Source organism: Anabaena sp. WFMT (assembly GCF_051781005.1).
Classification (GTDB): Bacteria; Cyanobacteriota; Cyanobacteriia; order Cyanobacteriales; family Nostocaceae; genus Anabaena.
The window spans coordinates 71,906-87,952 of the sequence record NZ_JBPWOA010000022.1; the positions used below are offsets into that span (position 1 = coordinate 71,906).

Annotated in this window: 17 protein-coding genes and 1 tRNA gene; 8 read left to right on the forward strand and 10 right to left on the reverse strand. The window is 39.2% G+C overall.

Annotation, left to right across the window (positions count from 1 at the left end; translation table 11 throughout):
- Window positions 1–208: 208 nt before the first annotated feature.
- Window positions 209–721, reverse strand: a complete 513-nt coding sequence (locus ACSQ6I_RS14200) for a L,D-transpeptidase (RefSeq protein ID WP_438890966.1) — start codon at window positions 719–721, stop codon at window positions 209–211.
- An 88-nt stretch (window positions 722–809) separates the two neighbouring features.
- The gene (locus tag ACSQ6I_RS14205) at window positions 810–1,442 is read right to left on the reverse strand and encodes a bifunctional 4-hydroxy-2-oxoglutarate aldolase/2-dehydro-3-deoxy-phosphogluconate aldolase (RefSeq protein ID WP_438890967.1); all 633 of its coding nucleotides are present in this window, start codon (window positions 1,440–1,442) and stop codon (window positions 810–812) included.
- A gap of 153 nt (window positions 1,443–1,595) precedes the next feature.
- On the opposite strand from ACSQ6I_RS14205, the gene ACSQ6I_RS14210 reads away from it, so the two are divergent.
- On the forward strand, window positions 1,596–1,853 hold the full coding sequence (locus ACSQ6I_RS14210) for a hypothetical protein (RefSeq protein ID WP_438890968.1): 258 nt from the start codon (window positions 1,596–1,598) through the stop codon (window positions 1,851–1,853).
- Between the two features lie 222 nt (window positions 1,854–2,075).
- Here the strand turns inward: ACSQ6I_RS14210 and ACSQ6I_RS14215 are convergent.
- Window positions 2,076–2,148: transfer RNA gene (locus tag ACSQ6I_RS14215), tRNA-Phe, on the reverse strand.
- A gap of 81 nt (window positions 2,149–2,229) precedes the next feature.
- On the reverse strand, window positions 2,230–3,099 hold the full coding sequence (locus ACSQ6I_RS14220; RefSeq protein WP_438890969.1) for a metal ABC transporter permease: 870 nt from the start codon (window positions 3,097–3,099) through the stop codon (window positions 2,230–2,232).
- A 236-nt stretch (window positions 3,100–3,335) separates the two neighbouring features.
- Between ACSQ6I_RS14220 and ACSQ6I_RS14225 the strand changes: the two genes are divergently transcribed.
- A complete protein-coding gene (locus ACSQ6I_RS14225; protein ID WP_438891049.1) occupies window positions 3,336–3,599 on the forward strand; it encodes an ArsR/SmtB family transcription factor in 264 nt (87 codons plus the stop codon).
- A 265-nt stretch (window positions 3,600–3,864) separates the two neighbouring features.
- Here ACSQ6I_RS14225 and ACSQ6I_RS14230 read toward each other — a convergent pair whose 3' ends face one another.
- Together ACSQ6I_RS14230 and ACSQ6I_RS14235 are read right to left on the reverse strand one after the other, a co-directional pair.
- Window positions 3,865–4,626 (reverse strand): metal ABC transporter ATP-binding protein, encoded by a 762-nt coding sequence (locus ACSQ6I_RS14230; protein WP_438891050.1) that lies wholly within the window; start codon window positions 4,624–4,626, stop codon window positions 3,865–3,867.
- A 128-nt stretch (window positions 4,627–4,754) separates the two neighbouring features.
- Window positions 4,755–5,759, reverse strand: a complete 1,005-nt coding sequence (locus tag ACSQ6I_RS14235; protein WP_438890970.1) for a metal ABC transporter solute-binding protein, Zn/Mn family — start codon at window positions 5,757–5,759, stop codon at window positions 4,755–4,757.
- A gap of 494 nt (window positions 5,760–6,253) precedes the next feature.
- On the opposite strand from ACSQ6I_RS14235, the gene ACSQ6I_RS14240 reads away from it, so the two are divergent.
- From ACSQ6I_RS14240 to ACSQ6I_RS14250, 3 genes are all read left to right on the forward strand, one after another.
- Window positions 6,254–7,786, forward strand: a complete 1,533-nt coding sequence (locus tag ACSQ6I_RS14240; protein WP_438890971.1) for an iron uptake porin — start codon at window positions 6,254–6,256, stop codon at window positions 7,784–7,786.
- A 590-nt stretch (window positions 7,787–8,376) separates the two neighbouring features.
- Complete coding sequence (locus ACSQ6I_RS14245; RefSeq protein ID WP_438890972.1) at window positions 8,377–8,970, forward strand: L-threonylcarbamoyladenylate synthase; 594 nt, start codon at window positions 8,377–8,379, stop codon at window positions 8,968–8,970.
- A 26-nt stretch (window positions 8,971–8,996) separates the two neighbouring features.
- Complete coding sequence (locus tag ACSQ6I_RS14250; RefSeq protein ID WP_438890973.1) at window positions 8,997–9,890, forward strand: sensor histidine kinase; 894 nt, start codon at window positions 8,997–8,999, stop codon at window positions 9,888–9,890.
- On the opposite strand, the gene ACSQ6I_RS14255 is transcribed toward ACSQ6I_RS14250, so the two are convergent.
- The 3 genes from ACSQ6I_RS14255 to ACSQ6I_RS14265 form a co-directional block, all read right to left on the reverse strand.
- Window positions 9,832–10,299, reverse strand: coding sequence for a GNAT family N-acetyltransferase (locus tag ACSQ6I_RS14255; RefSeq protein WP_438890974.1), 468 nt, complete (start codon window positions 10,297–10,299; stop codon window positions 9,832–9,834). The two genes, ACSQ6I_RS14250 and ACSQ6I_RS14255, sit on opposite strands and share 59 nt — an antisense overlap.
- Before the next feature lie 286 nt (window positions 10,300–10,585).
- Window positions 10,586–10,813 carry a PLP-dependent transferase gene (locus tag ACSQ6I_RS14260; protein WP_438890975.1) on the reverse strand — a complete coding sequence of 76 codons (228 nt, stop codon included), beginning with the start codon at window positions 10,811–10,813 and terminating at the stop codon, window positions 10,586–10,588.
- Window positions 10,814–10,991: 178 nt separating this feature from the next.
- Window positions 10,992–12,074 carry a sulfonate ABC transporter substrate-binding protein gene (locus ACSQ6I_RS14265; RefSeq protein ID WP_438890976.1) on the reverse strand — a complete coding sequence of 361 codons (1,083 nt, stop codon included), beginning with the start codon at window positions 12,072–12,074 and terminating at the stop codon, window positions 10,992–10,994.
- Window positions 12,075–12,275: 201 nt separating this feature from the next.
- On the opposite strand from ACSQ6I_RS14265, the gene ACSQ6I_RS14270 reads away from it, so the two are divergent.
- From ACSQ6I_RS14270 to ACSQ6I_RS14280, 3 genes are all read left to right on the forward strand, one after another.
- On the forward strand, window positions 12,276–12,800 hold the full coding sequence (locus ACSQ6I_RS14270) for a P-loop NTPase (protein WP_438890977.1): 525 nt from the start codon (window positions 12,276–12,278) through the stop codon (window positions 12,798–12,800).
- Window positions 12,801–13,069: 269 nt separating this feature from the next.
- Window positions 13,070–14,878 carry a vanadium-dependent haloperoxidase gene (locus ACSQ6I_RS14275; RefSeq protein WP_438890978.1) on the forward strand — a complete coding sequence of 603 codons (1,809 nt, stop codon included), beginning with the start codon at window positions 13,070–13,072 and terminating at the stop codon, window positions 14,876–14,878.
- Between the two features lie 175 nt (window positions 14,879–15,053).
- Window positions 15,054–15,581, forward strand: a complete 528-nt coding sequence (locus tag ACSQ6I_RS14280; RefSeq protein WP_438890979.1) for an MgtC/SapB family protein — start codon at window positions 15,054–15,056, stop codon at window positions 15,579–15,581.
- A 312-nt stretch (window positions 15,582–15,893) separates the two neighbouring features.
- On the opposite strand, the gene ACSQ6I_RS14285 is transcribed toward ACSQ6I_RS14280, so the two are convergent.
- Window positions 15,894–16,034, reverse strand: coding sequence for a hypothetical protein (locus tag ACSQ6I_RS14285; RefSeq protein WP_438890980.1), 141 nt, complete (start codon window positions 16,032–16,034; stop codon window positions 15,894–15,896).
- Between the last annotated feature and the right edge of the window lie 13 nt (window positions 16,035–16,047).

Below are 16,047 nucleotides of genomic sequence, written 5' to 3' on the forward strand. Positions count from 1 at the left end.
TTTTAAGATTTACTGTTATCAGTTCGTGCAGGATTTATCAGGATTTACGCCAAATTCAAGGAAACAGAGATTTTAAATAATGTTTCCTCCCCTTCTTTCATTTTACCTATCCTGGGTCGCCAAGAACTGTTTAATTGTTCTGATTTCCTGTGATTTAGAGACTGGGTAGGAGGAGAATCACCAATCACCATTCCCAATCCCTAATCCTCTATTTCTTAATAACGACTGGTGTCCCCACGTCAGCCCACTCAAATACCCATTTAGCATGATTGGGTGCAAGATTTACACAGCCATGACTGACGGGTGTACCAAATCTGTTGTGCCAATATGCTCCGTGAATAGCATAACCGCCTTGATAATACATAGTATGGGGAACATTGGGAACGTTATACCCTCTACCTTGCATCCGCGTTTTTTTCAACTTGGTTTGAATTTTAAAAGTCCCAATGCGAGTGGGTGTAGATCGTTTCCCGGAAGAAATGGTGATTGCATACACGGGTTTGCTACCTTCCCAAGCAATTAAATTTTGCTTTGAGAGGTCAATTTGAATCCAGCGTTGATCAGATTGTTTTAGTGTTTCAATAGCTGTAGCAATTTTATTATTATGGGAATTAGCCCAAACTTGACCCGATACGGGAGTAAAAATACTAGCCGATACGAATGTACTGGCAAGTAACATTTTGAAAGGACGCACCCAGTTAGGATAAATAAGGTTTTTCATGGTAAACACACTCCTCTTCACTAATTCGTAATTGGTAACGGGTAATTGGTAATTGGTAAACTTTCTCCTATCACCTGTCACTTAACTACTAATTTAACCTCCGTATGAGCTTTTTTGCTTGAAGAGCGATCGCACTCCAATTTGCCTCTAATACCCATTCTTTAGGGAATAATTCGCCACTTAAGCCTACAGCTACTGCTCCAACTTGTAAGAAATCTTTAGCATTTTCTAACGTTACACCACCGGTAGGAATTAAGGGAATATGCCCAAGTGGTGCTTGTAAACTTTGAATATAGCTGGTTCCTCCCACTGCTTGCACTGGGAATACTTTGACACAACTTGCGCCCTGGCTCCAAGCAGTAACAATTTCTGTGGGTGTAAGTGCGCCAGGAATAATTGGTACATCTTTAGCGACTGCGGCTTTGATCATTTCTGGGTCAGTATGGGGACTGAAGAGGAATTGCGCCCCAGATGCGATCGCATTTTGCAACTGCTGGACATTAAACAGCGTTCCTGTACCAATAATACAGCCGGGTAATTCGGCGCGGAGTAGAGAAATTAAATCAGCAGCGCGATCGCTATTCCAGGTAATTTCGATCAGCCGCATTCCCCCAGCAGCCACAGAAGCAGCCATTTTTTCACCCAAATCCATTTTAGGAGCGCGAATAACTGCGATCGCTCGATGTTGTTGTAACTGTGATAACCAAACTTGATTCGACATTTTCACCGTGACTTGTAACCAAGAGGCGCTAAAACCCCCTCTACAAGGGTGACATAGGAACAGCAATTTAAATTCAAGCTTGCTTATTAAATCTAACTATGCCATACTTTATTCATACATCGCAAACTCTATCGAATTACCGTAGATTAAAAAATGGCGATCGCACAGCAGAACACACCAATCAATCTTCAAAATTCCCAAAAAGTCAATTTATTCAGTCTGTGGGAACTTAGTAAATTGCAACTACAGCAGCTTTTATGGCATTCTCACGCCTACGGAACAGTTTTTAGTATCCTGATTCTTAGCTTAGTAAGTTTGATTTTTCTGGCTATTCATTGGACTTACCGTAAATGGTTTTTCACCCATCACATTGTTGAAACAAATAAATGGGACTTGAACAGCAGCAATTAAAATTATTCGTAATAGAGCCTACGGAAAGCTACCAGCACATAATTAAGTTATTTAACCGAAATGTAGTATAAATTTGGGTTAAAATCACCATAAACAGTAATTTACGTTTGAGTTAGTGAATTAAAGCTACAGGTTTTTTGCTTCTGACACATACAGTTAAGATAAACTTTTGCATGATATAGCTGTAACTCGCCAACAAATAAATGTGCTGTTTTATCTGAATGCCAGGAACGAGACTTGAACTCGTGACACGAGGATTTTCAGTCCTCTGCTCTACCAACTGAGCTATCCCGGCGCGGGCTTTTTTTATGTTCGCCACGATTACTAACAATAGCAAAGGATTAAGAATTTGTCAAGTGGCTTACAGAAGAAAGTTTTAGGTTGCTTTTATCCCTAACTTTACCCAGGAGAAAACTATAACAAACACTAGGAACTGAACTAGAACGATACTGGGGCCAGAAGCCAGGTTAAACACGCCAGAAACCATAATTCCAACAATGCTACTGCTAGAACCGACAATCACCGACAGGATGAGAAAGCGACTAAAATGGTGACTCATCAGTTTAGCGGTGGAAGCAGGAATCACTAAAAAGGCATTCACGAGTAAAACACCAACAGCTTTAATTGCCACTGCGACGGCTAAAGATAGTAAAACGACAAACCCATAACGATATAATTGAACAGGAACACCTTGCACTTGGGCAACATCGGGGTTAAGGGTTAACAAAATTTGCGATCGCAATGTTGATAATAAAAAAATACTGCTACCTACAAGTACCACCAGTGTCAAAATTAAATCTGTGGTATCAATCGCTAAAATATCGCCGAACAGCACAGCCATCAAGTTACCGCGATATCCTTTAATCAAGCTGGTGAGGATGACACCGATAGCTAATGCCCCTGATAGGACTATACTAAGAACGCTATCACTAGCTAAATCTGTTTTGTCAATTAAGTAGAGGACAATTACACCAAAAACTAAGGTAAACGGCAATAACATCCAAGTAGGATTTGTATTTAATAACACACCTAATGCCACGCCTACTAATGCCGCATGACCCACAGCATGACTGAAAAATGACAATTGGCGCAAAGTGACAAAACTGCCTAGTAAACCGCCAAGTATTCCCATTAATACAGCACCGATCATGGCACGTTGCATGAATGGAAACTTTAATAAGTTTACCAAATCGTCACTATTAGTAATAGCTAATAAGATGCTTTGAACATCAGTCAGTAAATTCATATCTGCGCTTTTATGGTTCTTTTCGCTGCGGCGTAAACAGATTATTTTTTATTTCATCAATAAACATTCCATTCTAGTTCATAATAACTATATGAATAGTTAAAAATTATATTTTTTCTATAAATAAATTGATTTGACACCAACCCATGATTCAATCTAATTCGCAAAGTACCTTAGATAGTAATATTCTTCAAGCCTTACCAGATGAAATTCTGAGTACTGAAAAAGCTCAACGCATGGCAGAATTTTTTAGTTTTCTAGGAGATGCTAATCGCTTGCGGGTTCTCTCTTTATTAGCTAATAAAGAATTTTGTGTGAGCGATTTAGCCGCATTACTAGAAATGAGTGAATCTGCTGTTTCACATCAACTGAGAAACTTACGAGTCATGCGTTTGGTTAGTTACCGCAAACAAGGACGTAATGTATTTTATCGTCTCCATGATAGTCATGTTTTCCATCTTTATCAGGCTGTAGCTGAACATTTAGATGAAAAAGATTAGGTAATTGGTAATTGGGAGAATGATAAATATTTTCCCATCTCCTTCATCTCCCTGGAAAGCAACATACAGCAGATTGCAGATCAATGAGGACAGAATCAAAATTGAAACCTAGACACCAAGCCAGTACAGAGCGATGAGTAACGAGTAACGAGTAATGAGTAAGAAGGAGAGTCAAGCACTCGGTACGGGCTAAACGCCCCGCTACCGCTAACGGTACTTGGTACTCACAACTCTTCCGACTCCTGACTCCTGACTCCTGCTGTAATTAGTGATGGTGTTGGTAACGACTAAAACCTGGCCCATAGGTTGCTAAAAGGTTTTGCGGTGAAAGAGCAATTTCTGGTTTTCCAGTACAGACAAGAGTTTGGTTAAGACAAAGGACGCGATCGCAATGACGGTTTACCATATCAATATCATGGGAAACCTGTAAAACAGTCCAACCCTCCTCCCGTTTTAATTCATTTAGCAAAGCATAAAAATCAGCCGCACCCTGCATATCTACCCCAGCAAAAGCTTCATCAAGTACCAACAATTTTCGTGGTGTTACCAAACAATAAGCCAGTAATACTCGCTTCAGTTGACCACCACTCAGAGTCCCAATAGCTTGATTTCTCAAACGATAAATATCTGTTCGCTGTAAAGCTACTGCTATTGCTGCCGTTTTTTCTCGGTGATTTTGCCAAAAATTTGCAAATAAGGAATTTTTCCTGTCATCTAGTCCTAGTCCTACTAACTCACTGACAGAAATAGGAAAACTACGATCAAAAATAAAGTTTTGTGGCATATATCCCACTAGATGACGTAAACTTCCTAACCTGGAAATTGGGCGACCAAAGATTTCAATCTTTCCTGCACTGCGGGGAATCAAATCTAAAATAGCTTTGACCAAAGTACTCTTACCCGCGCCGTTTGGTCCTACTATAGCTGTATCTGTTCCTGAAAATAATTCAAAGGAAACATCGCGTACAGCTAGAAAGTTCCCTTGATAGACAGTTAATCCCTCAACTTTTAATATCGGCAATGTCATTGCTTGCTGGTCGTCAGTCATCGAATTTTAAATTACGAGAAATTGCTCACACTGATTTTGAACTTAAATACCCAGATGTCTAATTCTTAAATTATGTTAGTGCAGCCTGTGGTCAGCACTATTAGGAATTATCTACACCCTGTTGATAAATTTTGTAAATTAGTTTTCATTGCCTGAAAATAATATTGCGGATTTGTGTCACCATTTTCTAAAGAATTGAGAGGATACAAGGTTAATTTTAAATCTTGAGAAAGGCTAGTCAGTAATTTGTTATCTACTCCTGGTTCACTAAATAAGGCTTTAACCTTATATTTTTTCACTGCATTGATGGCTTTCTGCACATCCGCTGGTGAAAGTTGGTCTTCAGGAATTTCCACAACCGCTAGTTGCTTAAGATTATAACGTTTCGCTATGTAAGGAAAGGCATCATGAAAAGTGATAAAGGTGCAATTAGGAGTTTGTTGTAAAGTCTGCTGAAATTCATTATTTAAATTGTCTAATTCCTGAATATAAGCCGCAGCATTAGTCTGGTAAGCTTCTTTATTTCCAGGATCAGCAGTAATTAATCCATCTCGGATATTAATTACCTGCTGTTTAGCAAAAACTGGATCTAACCAAACATGAGGATTACCTTTTGCGTGTTCATGTTTGTCATCGTGATCGTGGTCTTGGTCTTGATCTTTTATTTCCTCTACTGGAGAAATATCATTTATAACTTTAATACTTTTACTAGCATCAATTTCAACTAATTGAGGATTTTGAGCATTTTTAACTGTATCTGTGAGAAATGTCTCCAAGCCTAAGCCATTTTTTATCAACACATTAGCAGTTGCGATCGCTTTTACATTATCCGGTGTGGCCTGATAATCATGTATATCAGTACCTGGTGGCACTAAAATTGCTACATCTGCTACATCCCCGGCAATTGCTTTAGTAAACAAATACACAGGTAAAAATGTTGTCACCACTTTGGTTTTTTCTGACTGTTTTACAGATATCTCTTTAGCACGTTTATCTGTATTATTTTGCGCTTGGCTACAACCAGACGCAATTGATAATATAAATAGCGTCATTACAAGCAGGATTTGCCTTTTTGGGCTTTTTCTTCTAAATTTTATACCAGTACTAGTCATTTTGCTTTCCGTTATCAAGGATACTTGCTGCATTTCAATAATTTTGATTAAAAATCATACTCAAAATTATACATTATTATTAGAATAATTATCATTATCACTCAATACTGACAATCATATGATGCAAGATTTGCAAGATGCCTTTAATTTAAGTAATCTAAAATACATTTTTTCCAGGCATACTACTTTATAGTACGTTTCTTAAGTGCTAGGAGTTTTTTTACTACAAAGTTAGAAACTTTGCCTGTCCCTGCTAATATACTTAAAATCGTTTTTGTTCAGGAGTGCTAAGTAACCCATAGGGAAACGCAGGAATTGAAAAAGATGCTTTGTGTCTTGTTGCCAGCCATCTTGGCACAACTCCGAATATTCTCTATACCGTTGGGGTTTTAGATCAATTTGATACTAGTGTGAAATGTAAATGGGTGTGTGGAAAAATGCATAAAATATTGAATAATCTTGCTAGTCCAGCAATTTGCGGTGTAATCCTATGTATGAATACATCTGTTTGGGCAGGAGAAGCACCTGCAAAAACAGAACCTAGTGAACCTTTAGCAGTTTCTAGTTTAGAAAAAGAAGTTAATAAATCTTCTCAACAAGATTTAATTTCCCAAGTTACCTCCGTATCCCAGCTATCGGACGTGCAACCCACAGATTGGGCATTCCAAGCTTTACAGTCTTTGGTAGAACGTTATGGTTGTATAGCTGGCTATCCTAACGGTACTTATCGTGGTAATCGTGCCATGACGAGGTATGAATTTGCAGCCGGTTTGAATGCTTGTTTAGATCGGGTGAATGAACTAATTGCTACTGCAACTGCTGATGGGGCGACAAAACAAGATTTAGCGACAATTCAAAAACTGCAAGAAGATTTTGCTGCTGAATTAGCAACCTTACGGGGTCGTGTAGATGCACTAGAAGCGAGGGCTAGTGAGTTAGAAGCAAATCAATTTTCTACTACTAGTAAATTGCAAGGGCAAGTTGTAGGAGTTGTTAGCGATGTTTTTGCTGGTGACAATGTTAACGGACCAATTACAGACAAAAATACAACTCTAGGGGTCAGGGCGCGGATTGAGTTTGTCAGCAGTTTTACAGGTAAAGATACCCTGTTTACCAGAATTGAGTCCAATAATATTAACAGCCCTAATATTAATACAGCAGAGGGCAATTTGTTTTTTCAAGGTCCTAATGGTGATACCAACGCTTATTTAGGTACACTTTGGTACAAATTCCCCATAGGTGAAAAAACACAGGTCATAGCTATTGCTGAAGGTGGTGCAGCCGACGATGTTACCAGTACAGTTAACATCTTTGATGGTGATGGGGCGTTTGGTGCTTTGTCCACTTTTGGTACACGCAACCCAATTTATGGACAACTAGGTAGTAAAGGACTGGGAGTAAATCACCAGTTTAGTAATAAAGCAGGACTAAGTTTAGCCTATTTGAGTAGTAATGCTAATAACCCCAGTGCGGGAAATGGTTTATTTGATGGCGCTTATGGTGCTTTGGCACAGTTAACACTCAAACCAAGCGATCGCATTTCTCTTGGTCTAACATACATCAATTCCTACAAACAGCCATTACTCACAGGTAGTAATGCAGCAACGTCTGATATTACCAGTGAAGCATTTTCCAGTAATTCTTACGGTGTGCAAGCATCTGTCGGTATTAGTGAAAAATTTGTTTTAGGTGGTTGGGCTGGATATACTAACAGCAAAGTTTTGACAGGTGCAAAGGGAGACGTTGATATTTGGAACTATGCTGTTACTCTCGGTTTCCCAGATTTGGGCAAAAAAGGTAACTTAGCTGGTGTGATAGTCGGTATGGAACCGAAAGTTACAAGTTCCAGTTTTGCTGGAGTAGCTGAAAACAACGATACCTCATATCATATTGAGGCATTTTATCAATACAAAGTCAGCGACAATATCACCATTACCCCAGGAGTGATTTGGCTAACAGCACCAGATCACAACAATAATAATGATGATGTGGTCATTGGGGCGCTGAGAACCACTTTCAGTTTCTAAAGGGCTTCCAAATAACAAATATTCAATTAATTCTTGTGGGGTAGGCATCTTGGCTGCCCTTAAACCCGGACGGGCTAGACTTGTACTGAGCTTGTCGATAGCGTAGCGTGGCGTTAGCCATAGTAAGCCCATCCCACAAGATTGGATAATTTATTTCCTTGAAGTCCCTGAGTTCCCAAATATGACCATTTACAGAAAAAGACTAGCCTCCCACAGCTAGTCTTGCTCAAAAAAAATGTTGTTCGCGTTGTCTTCTCAATAGAGTCAAAACCAAATTGCGCGTTCCCAAATTGTAACGGGCAACTTTTCTTAACAAGATTGTAACAGCCAGTACAGTTTTTTCATGAAAATATATCAAAAAATATCTGTCCGCAGATGGGTAGATTTTTATGCTCTAAGGTAGAAGTCAGAAGAGAGAAGACACAAAGCAGAAGCTATCCAGCTAAATTTATAACTATATTCGCGTTCATGTCAGATCATGTCTAGCTAAAGACTTATTATCCAGGAAAGATGGGGAAAAACAACACTTGTCAGGTTTTGTAGGGGAAGAATACGAGATCAGAAGAAAGAAAAGCCTAAATCATAAGTTTATGAATGTTTGTCTAGAAATCTTGATAAATGGTGCTAGAAGTGGGAGTTTAGTTAGTTTTCCCACAGATACAGTTCCCGCATTAGCTACTATCCCAGAAAAAGCAGAGTTGATTTATGCTGCTAAACAACGTAGTTTAGATAAACCTTTAATTTTGATGGCTGCTAGGGCTGATGATTTGTGGGCTTATGTGCAAGGTAGCGAGATAGAACATCAAATCTGGCAAGAGGTAGTTGATAAATATTGGCCTGGTGGGTTGACTTTAGTTTTACCAGCCAGTGACAAAGTTCCTACTGTTATGAATCCTGTTGACCCTACCACCATTGGGATTAGAGTACCAAATAATGCGATCGCTCAAAATATTTTGGCACAAACTGGACCACTAGCTACTACTAGCGCCAATTTATCAGGTCAGCCACCATTAGAAACAGTAGCCGCAATTCAAACCGCCTTTCCAGGGGTGATAACTCTAGAATCGACTGCATATCAAGGGCTGAGTGTACCTTCTACCGTTGCTAAATGGACAGGGATGAATTGGCAAATTTTGCGACAAGGTGGCATTAAGTTAGATAATTCAGGCAGTATAAATTTGTAACAGAACAAGTTCAAAACTGCCGAAATATGAATTTAGATAACTGGCTATATTTGGGAATAGGATTACTTGGAGGCTGGTTATTAGCGCGGTTATTAACGCCTACAAGCCCAGAAGCAGAGAAACAAGATATCCCCCTACTTTTACAAGAACAGGTGAAGCAAAGCCAACTGGCCTACCAAATGGCGCAGGAAATGAGCCAGTTTAAAGCGGGTTTTTTGGCACGGATTACCCACGAATTGCGATCGCCTCTCAATGGTTTAATTGGCTTACATCAGTTAATTTTGAACGACTTGTGTGAAAATCCAGCAGAAGAAAGGGAATTTGTAGAGCAAGCATACGAGCGATCGCTAAAACTACTAAAAATGATAGATGAAATTCTCAGCGTTTCCAGAACAGAACACGGGACAAATAAATTATCTATTCAACCCATACAGCTAACCCAAGTTTTACACGAAGTTCATCAATTAACTTATATGTTAGCGGCAAATCGTAATTATCCCTTTACCGTCTCACTTCCCAAACCAGAAATTTATGTTCTTGCAGATATACACTGGTTCCGCCAAGTATTGGTAAATTTAGTAGATACCACAATCTCTCAAATGGAAGAAGGCAGTATTTGTCTCGCCACTAGTGTTGTATCTACAAATAATGCCGTTCATATCTGGCTAGATGTCCCCACTCATGCTGTCATATTCAGTGAACCAGTAGACTTGATTGCATCTGAACAGATGACAAATCAAGAAAATACCGATCTATCACCAGGAATGAAGTTATTACTTAATCAAAAGTTATTAGCAGTAATGGGAGGAAAGCTAGAGATTTTACCCTCTCCCACCACAGATTCCACCAGATTGCAAATATCTATGCCCCTAGTGACTCCTGAAGCTGAATTTGTCCAGCCGGAAGCGAACCCAGATTAGACTGATTGTATAAAACCATCGTCGTTGTGCTATTGATCTGAAAACCAATCTTTTTGTAAAACGCCTGTTGGTTAGTAGTCATCAAGTAAACACGTTCTACCTGCATCCGAGGATGACTTAAAACAGTTTCTACCAACTTGATTCCCAGTCCATTACCTTGATACTCCGGGTGAATGACAACATCCCAAATCGTAGCGCGATAGATCCCATCAGAATTGGCTCTAGCAAAGCCAATCAGCTTCTCTCCATCCCAGACAGAAATCACAGGTTCACTATTAGCAATGGCTATGCCTAAATCTTTTATACTACGTCCTTGCGCCCAAAAAGCGGAAATATTAAATAGATTTTGAAGTTCATAAAGATCAATTTCCCCATGGCCTTCCCTAAAATGAATTTGAGAATAGTTCATAGACACCAATTGTCGCAGTATCTTCGCTTCTGTTATGCCATATTTTGCTAGAAATTACTGTAACTGTATATATATATGCAACTAAATATTTAATTTTTAAATATCTGATAGCGTAGCGCAAGCCATATCAGGATTTACAGGATTAGAGGATTAACAAGATTTTTTTGTAATTATTCATATCGTTAATGAGTGAAACTACAAATTCTCAATATTCATCATCAACATCCTGAAAAACCTTAAATCCCGCAAATCCTGATTCAGAGAACATCCTGAAAAGCCTCAAATCCTATAAATCCTGATTCGGACAACATCCTGAAAATCCTGATTCAGACAAAAAGGCTTTGGTGTTTTCATCGATCGCTTGACGGAAATTTTCGGGATCATCTCCTTCTACAAATTTGACATTTATCCCCAATTGTGGTAAGGAAACTTTGAACTGGTTATAAGTTCCCCCATAGAGGAAACTGGTAGAAACAATATTATCTCCTGCCTGAGCGATCGTACTTATTGCCATATACAACTCTTTCAAGAATTCAAAATTTATTTTTCTCACGCAGAGGAGCCAGTGCGTTGCGCGGGTTTCCCTCGTTGTAGCAACTGGCGTAGCGCTCCAGACGCGGAGAGAGTCAAGGAAGATTTTTAGAAATAATTGATAATTAGCAATTTTCCTATTACCAATTACCAACTACAAATTATTTATTGCCTTGCAAAACTACTTCTTTAACATTGATTTCTTGAGGAATCAATTGGATTTTATAAAATGCATCAGCAATTTCTTGTTGTTTGATAATTACTTCATCTGTTAGTGGTAATACAGCATAATCACGCCGTTTTTCTGCTATTTCTAAAACAGCCGCATCTATTCCCAATGCAGGGGAAAGTAATTGAGCTACTTCTGTAGGATTATTCTTTGCCCAATTGCTGACTTTATTTACCCCATCCAAAACAGTTTTTAAGGCTTCTGGATTCTTCTCTACAAAAGATTTAGCAGCAAGATAATAACCAAGATTGGGAGCTAGTCCAGTTGCATCTGTGAGAGTACGTGCGCCTGTGGCTTTTTCCGCTGCGGCTAAAAAGGGATCCCAAATTGCCCAAGCGTCAACATTTTTACCCTCAAAAGCTACACGAGCATCTGCTGGAGAGAGGAAAGTTGGTTTGATATCGCTGTATTTTAATCCTGCTTTTTCTAGTGCTTTGACTACTAAGTAGTTAGTATTTGATCCTTTAGCAAAAGCAACTTTTTTACCTTTGAGGTCAGCTATGCTTTTAATTGGTGAATCTTTATGGACAATGATCGCTTCTGCTTTGGGAGTCCAAGGATCATAAGCAACATAAAGAAAAGGAGTACCTGCGGCTTGAGCAAATACAGGGGGTGCTTCTCCTGTGTAACCAAAATCAACACTGCCAGCATATAATGCTTCTAACATTGGTGGTCCTGCGGAAAATTCACTCCAAGTAACAGAAGCACCAGAAGCTTGTAAGGCTTTTTCTAATTCTCCTTTTGCTTTCAGTGCATAGAGAATAGTTGCTGCTTTTTGGTAGCCAATACGAATTACTGTATTGCTATTTGTTGCACTGGAATTGGTATTTGGATTAGCTGTCTGAGTTGTTCCTGAGTTTTCGCTGGTGCTAGGAGAACAAGCAGAAATAGCGAAAGTCAAGCTTAGTCCAACTGCAAACAGTAAGGAAAAGGTGTGAATGTTCTGCTTTTGATATTTTTTGAGGAAGGTGATTCCAGCTTTCAAGAGTCGGAATGGAGAAAATTTAGTCAACATTACCCTAGTTGTTAAGGTCAATAGAATATTCAGACTTTAAGTCAATTCATGATAAAACTACTGTATATCAATCAAATTACCGTAGTTTATTTTTAAATAATCACATAGAGGAAATTCAAATGCAAGCATTTCGCTGAAAAAAGCAATTATCTTGTTATTTAACTACTTGCTTTGTAATTTTATATACATAATCATCCTGAAATGCTGAAAAAATTAGATTTGAATAATAGTTTTGTGCAAGAGGAAGTACAAACAGATTCTCCCAATTTCCGACAAGAAGAAGTTATCCAACTCCTGAAACAAGTAATCGAACTCACCCTAAAAAACGACATCGTTAGTTTAGGAATGGTGCAAGAAAGTCCGATTTGTGGGGTGATATTGGTAACAACTCCTCAAGAAATTACTGTTCCTGATGTGCGTCGCAGTATTTATATGTTTCGTCAAGTGGGTGTTCCTGTTCTCGGTATTATCGAGAATATGAGCTTTTTTATCGGTGTAAATGGTGATGAAACTCCGATCTTTGGCAGTGGTGGCGGTGAAAAATTGTCAAATGAACTCCAAGCACCGCTTTTAGGCAAAATTCCCCTCGATCCTCGGAGCTGTAATGGTGGTGATACTGGGCAACCTCTTACTCTTGCTGACTCTAGTTTAGCTACAAGTCAAGTATTTATACATATTGCTGCGGCAATGGAGGCTACTTTTCTTGCTTTTTCTAGTTATCTGTGAGATGCTTGATCTTAAATCTACGGTAACTTTATCAAATTACAGTGGTTTAAATTAATTAATGGGTTCACTCTGGTAAGTAAATTAGAACTGATTTTTATTTTGAAGAAAAAGTTATTCCCCGCAAAATCAATGTTAAAGATGCAACTTTACCACCTCAATTAACTGAGGCTATTACACCTAAAAGGCTGAAGTAATTTTTTAGTTAATACTCTTAATCGTCGCTCAATCATCTACTGAATATTTCACTTTTTAGCTATTTAGAGAATCCCATGCAAGAAGACCATAATTTTCATCAAGACTCACAGCATCCCGCTCTGGCTAATGTAGGCAGTAAACGTTCATCTTTTAGTAGTTCTAGTAGACGTTCATTTCTTAGTCGTAGTAGTCTACTGACTGCTGCTGGTTTTGTCGCTGGAGTTACGGGAGTATCTTTGTCTGGGAAGCAGGGAGGAGATACTGTCCAAGCCCAAAATATTGTAGGGCGAAGTAACTATGCCAAGTGGCTAGAAAAAGCCTATAAAGTGCGTGTAGCCGCAGCAAAAGCGAATCAGGATATTCCTATTCCTCCCCATCCCACCAACGGCGATGAAGAACGGTATTCTAATAAGATTGGCTCTGATTCTAGGGGGCTACCACACAATAAGCTGGGTGAAGTTGATCTCAAAGCCTATGAATCTTTAACTAAGGCAGTGACGACTTTTAACCATGATGACTTTGAAAACGTGATTTTGGGTGGTACAAGAAAACTGGTTAATGCTCAAGGTCCCTTAGCTATCAGTCTGGAAGGGTGTCATCCGGCGCAGATATCAGTACCACCACCAGCTGCCTTAGCTAGTCCAGAAAGGGCTGCGGAAGCTGTTGAACTATATTGGCAAGCTTTACTGCGGGATGTACCTTTCTATAAATTACAAAATAATACGGATGATCCTCTTGTTTTAGCTGCGGTAGAAGAACTTAATAAGCTTTCGGCATTCAAGGGGCCAAGAGAAAATGGGCGTGTCACTCCACAAAGTTTATTTCGTGGTAGTGTTACCTACGTTGATAAGAATGATAAATCTGGGATCACTGCAAAGCACGTTACCCCATCAGGGGTATTAGTAGGACCTCATATCTCCCAGTTTGCATTACTAAATACTCCTTGGGGAATTCAATATGTACCACCAGTGATTCGGACTGCTCTTCCTGGTAATGACTTTCTGACTGATTATGAAGAATGGCTGAATGTGCAGAATGGTGGTGCGCCTAAATCACTTAATTATGATCCAGTCCGCCGTTATATATTCACTAATCGTGATTTATCAGAATTTTCCCATGCACCAGGGGCGGCATTCTTTGGGGCTGCTCTAATTTTAAGTACAAGTCTCAATGCGAAAGATCCTTTGAGTGGTGGTATTGGCGCACCTTTTAATGGCGGCAATCCCTTTGTTAAATCAAAGACTCAACAGGGGGGAAATGGGTCATTTGGACTGGGACATTTACAAGCTTTACTGAGTCTGGGTTCATCTCGTACAATTAGAGCAGCTTACTGGCAGAAGTTTTTTGTACACCGGACTCTGCGTCCTGAAGCTTATGGTGGACTAGTCCACAACAATATTGTTAATAAAACTCAGTATCCGATTCATAGCGAGATATTAAACTCCAAAGCTATAGCTCAGAGTTTTAGTAAGTTTGGCTCTTATCTGTTACCTCATGGATACCCGGAAGGCTCACCTATCCATTCATCTTATGTTGGTGGTGCGGCTGCGATCGCAGGCGTTAATGCGACAATATTAAAAGCATACTTTGATGAAAGTTTTGTCATTCCCAATCCTGTAGTCCCTGATCCCAATGATCCTACTAAGGTGATTCCCTATGTAGGAGAGCCTTTAACTGTGGGTGGTGAGTTAAACAAGCTGGCAACTAATTACACCCTTGGTCGTGGTCATGGTGGTATTCACTGGCGCACAGATGGTTCTGCGGCGTTGGCTTTGGGTGAGGAAGTTGCTATTAGTCTTCTCAAGGATGAACGACTGGGTTATAACGAGAAGTTCAACGGCTTTACGTTTACGAAGTTTGATGGGACTAAAATCACTGTCTAATGGCAAAAGGGTGAATTTTCACCTCTATTTTACTTATTTTTAATTTTCTGCTAAAGTAGCAACAAACTACTTTAAGCCTATCAATTTACCGGAGTTGGTTTGACACCGATGACGAGTGAGTAATCTTTCGCCTTGCGGATAAAAAATCCGTTCCATCTTACAGAGGAATCAATCCATGAGTGCAATGTTTTTGGCTGCCGATGATTGGGTACATATAGGTTTTAGACTAATATTGGCGCTTTTAGTCGGTTGCATAATTGGATTGAATCGTCAGAAAGGTGGTAGATCAGCAGGGATGAGGACATTTATGTTGGTAAGTATGGGAGCAGCACTATTTGTGATGATTCCTTTACAAGCTGAAGGTGATAGTTCCTTTGCAGCCACTAATGCCCTGAGTCGCACGATTCAAGGTGTAACTACTGGTATAGGCTTTCTTGGTGCAGGATTAATTTTGCAAGAATCTCCTAGAAAATCTGAAGTGCCAAAAGTACGGGGTTTGACTACAGCAGCCTGTATTTGGACAGCAGCAGGATTGGGAGCAGCCATTGGTTGTGGTTTGTGGCAAATGGGATTATTGGGAGGATTCTTGACTTTAATCACCCTCAGTGGTGTGAAGCGGCTTGATCGGTTTCTGAGATTTTTAGTTGGTCAAAATAGTCAAGAAATTGCTTCACAGCTAAATGATTCCACTGATGATGATTAACACTAAATAAGTAATAAAAATACTTTTCTAATTAGTAATGAATATGTGCATATTTAACTAAATAGAATCAGAATTAATTGCCAAGAATCACTATGATTGACTGGGATTTTGAAAACGAATATTTCTTGTGAAAAATTAAATATTTACTAAAATCTCTTTTGAGAATAACTTATAACCCTCTTTCATCAAAATGGGAATCTAAAAAATAATTCCCTAATTTTCACGCTCCAGATATATCAAAGGTTTCAATGTTTTATTACTAACAAAATATGGCGAACATTTTTAAACATTAAGAAATTGCCAAAATCCTTGTTAAATAAAGGGTATGGCTAAAGCCACGTTACCGCTATCAGGTTTTGCGTTGCCGAAAGTGACGAAATAGGGATAGGTAGTGTATTGAAGAAATAAAGCAGCAGTCAGTAGTAATTCTTCTATCAGCGTGGCAGTAAACATTACGGACGGAGGC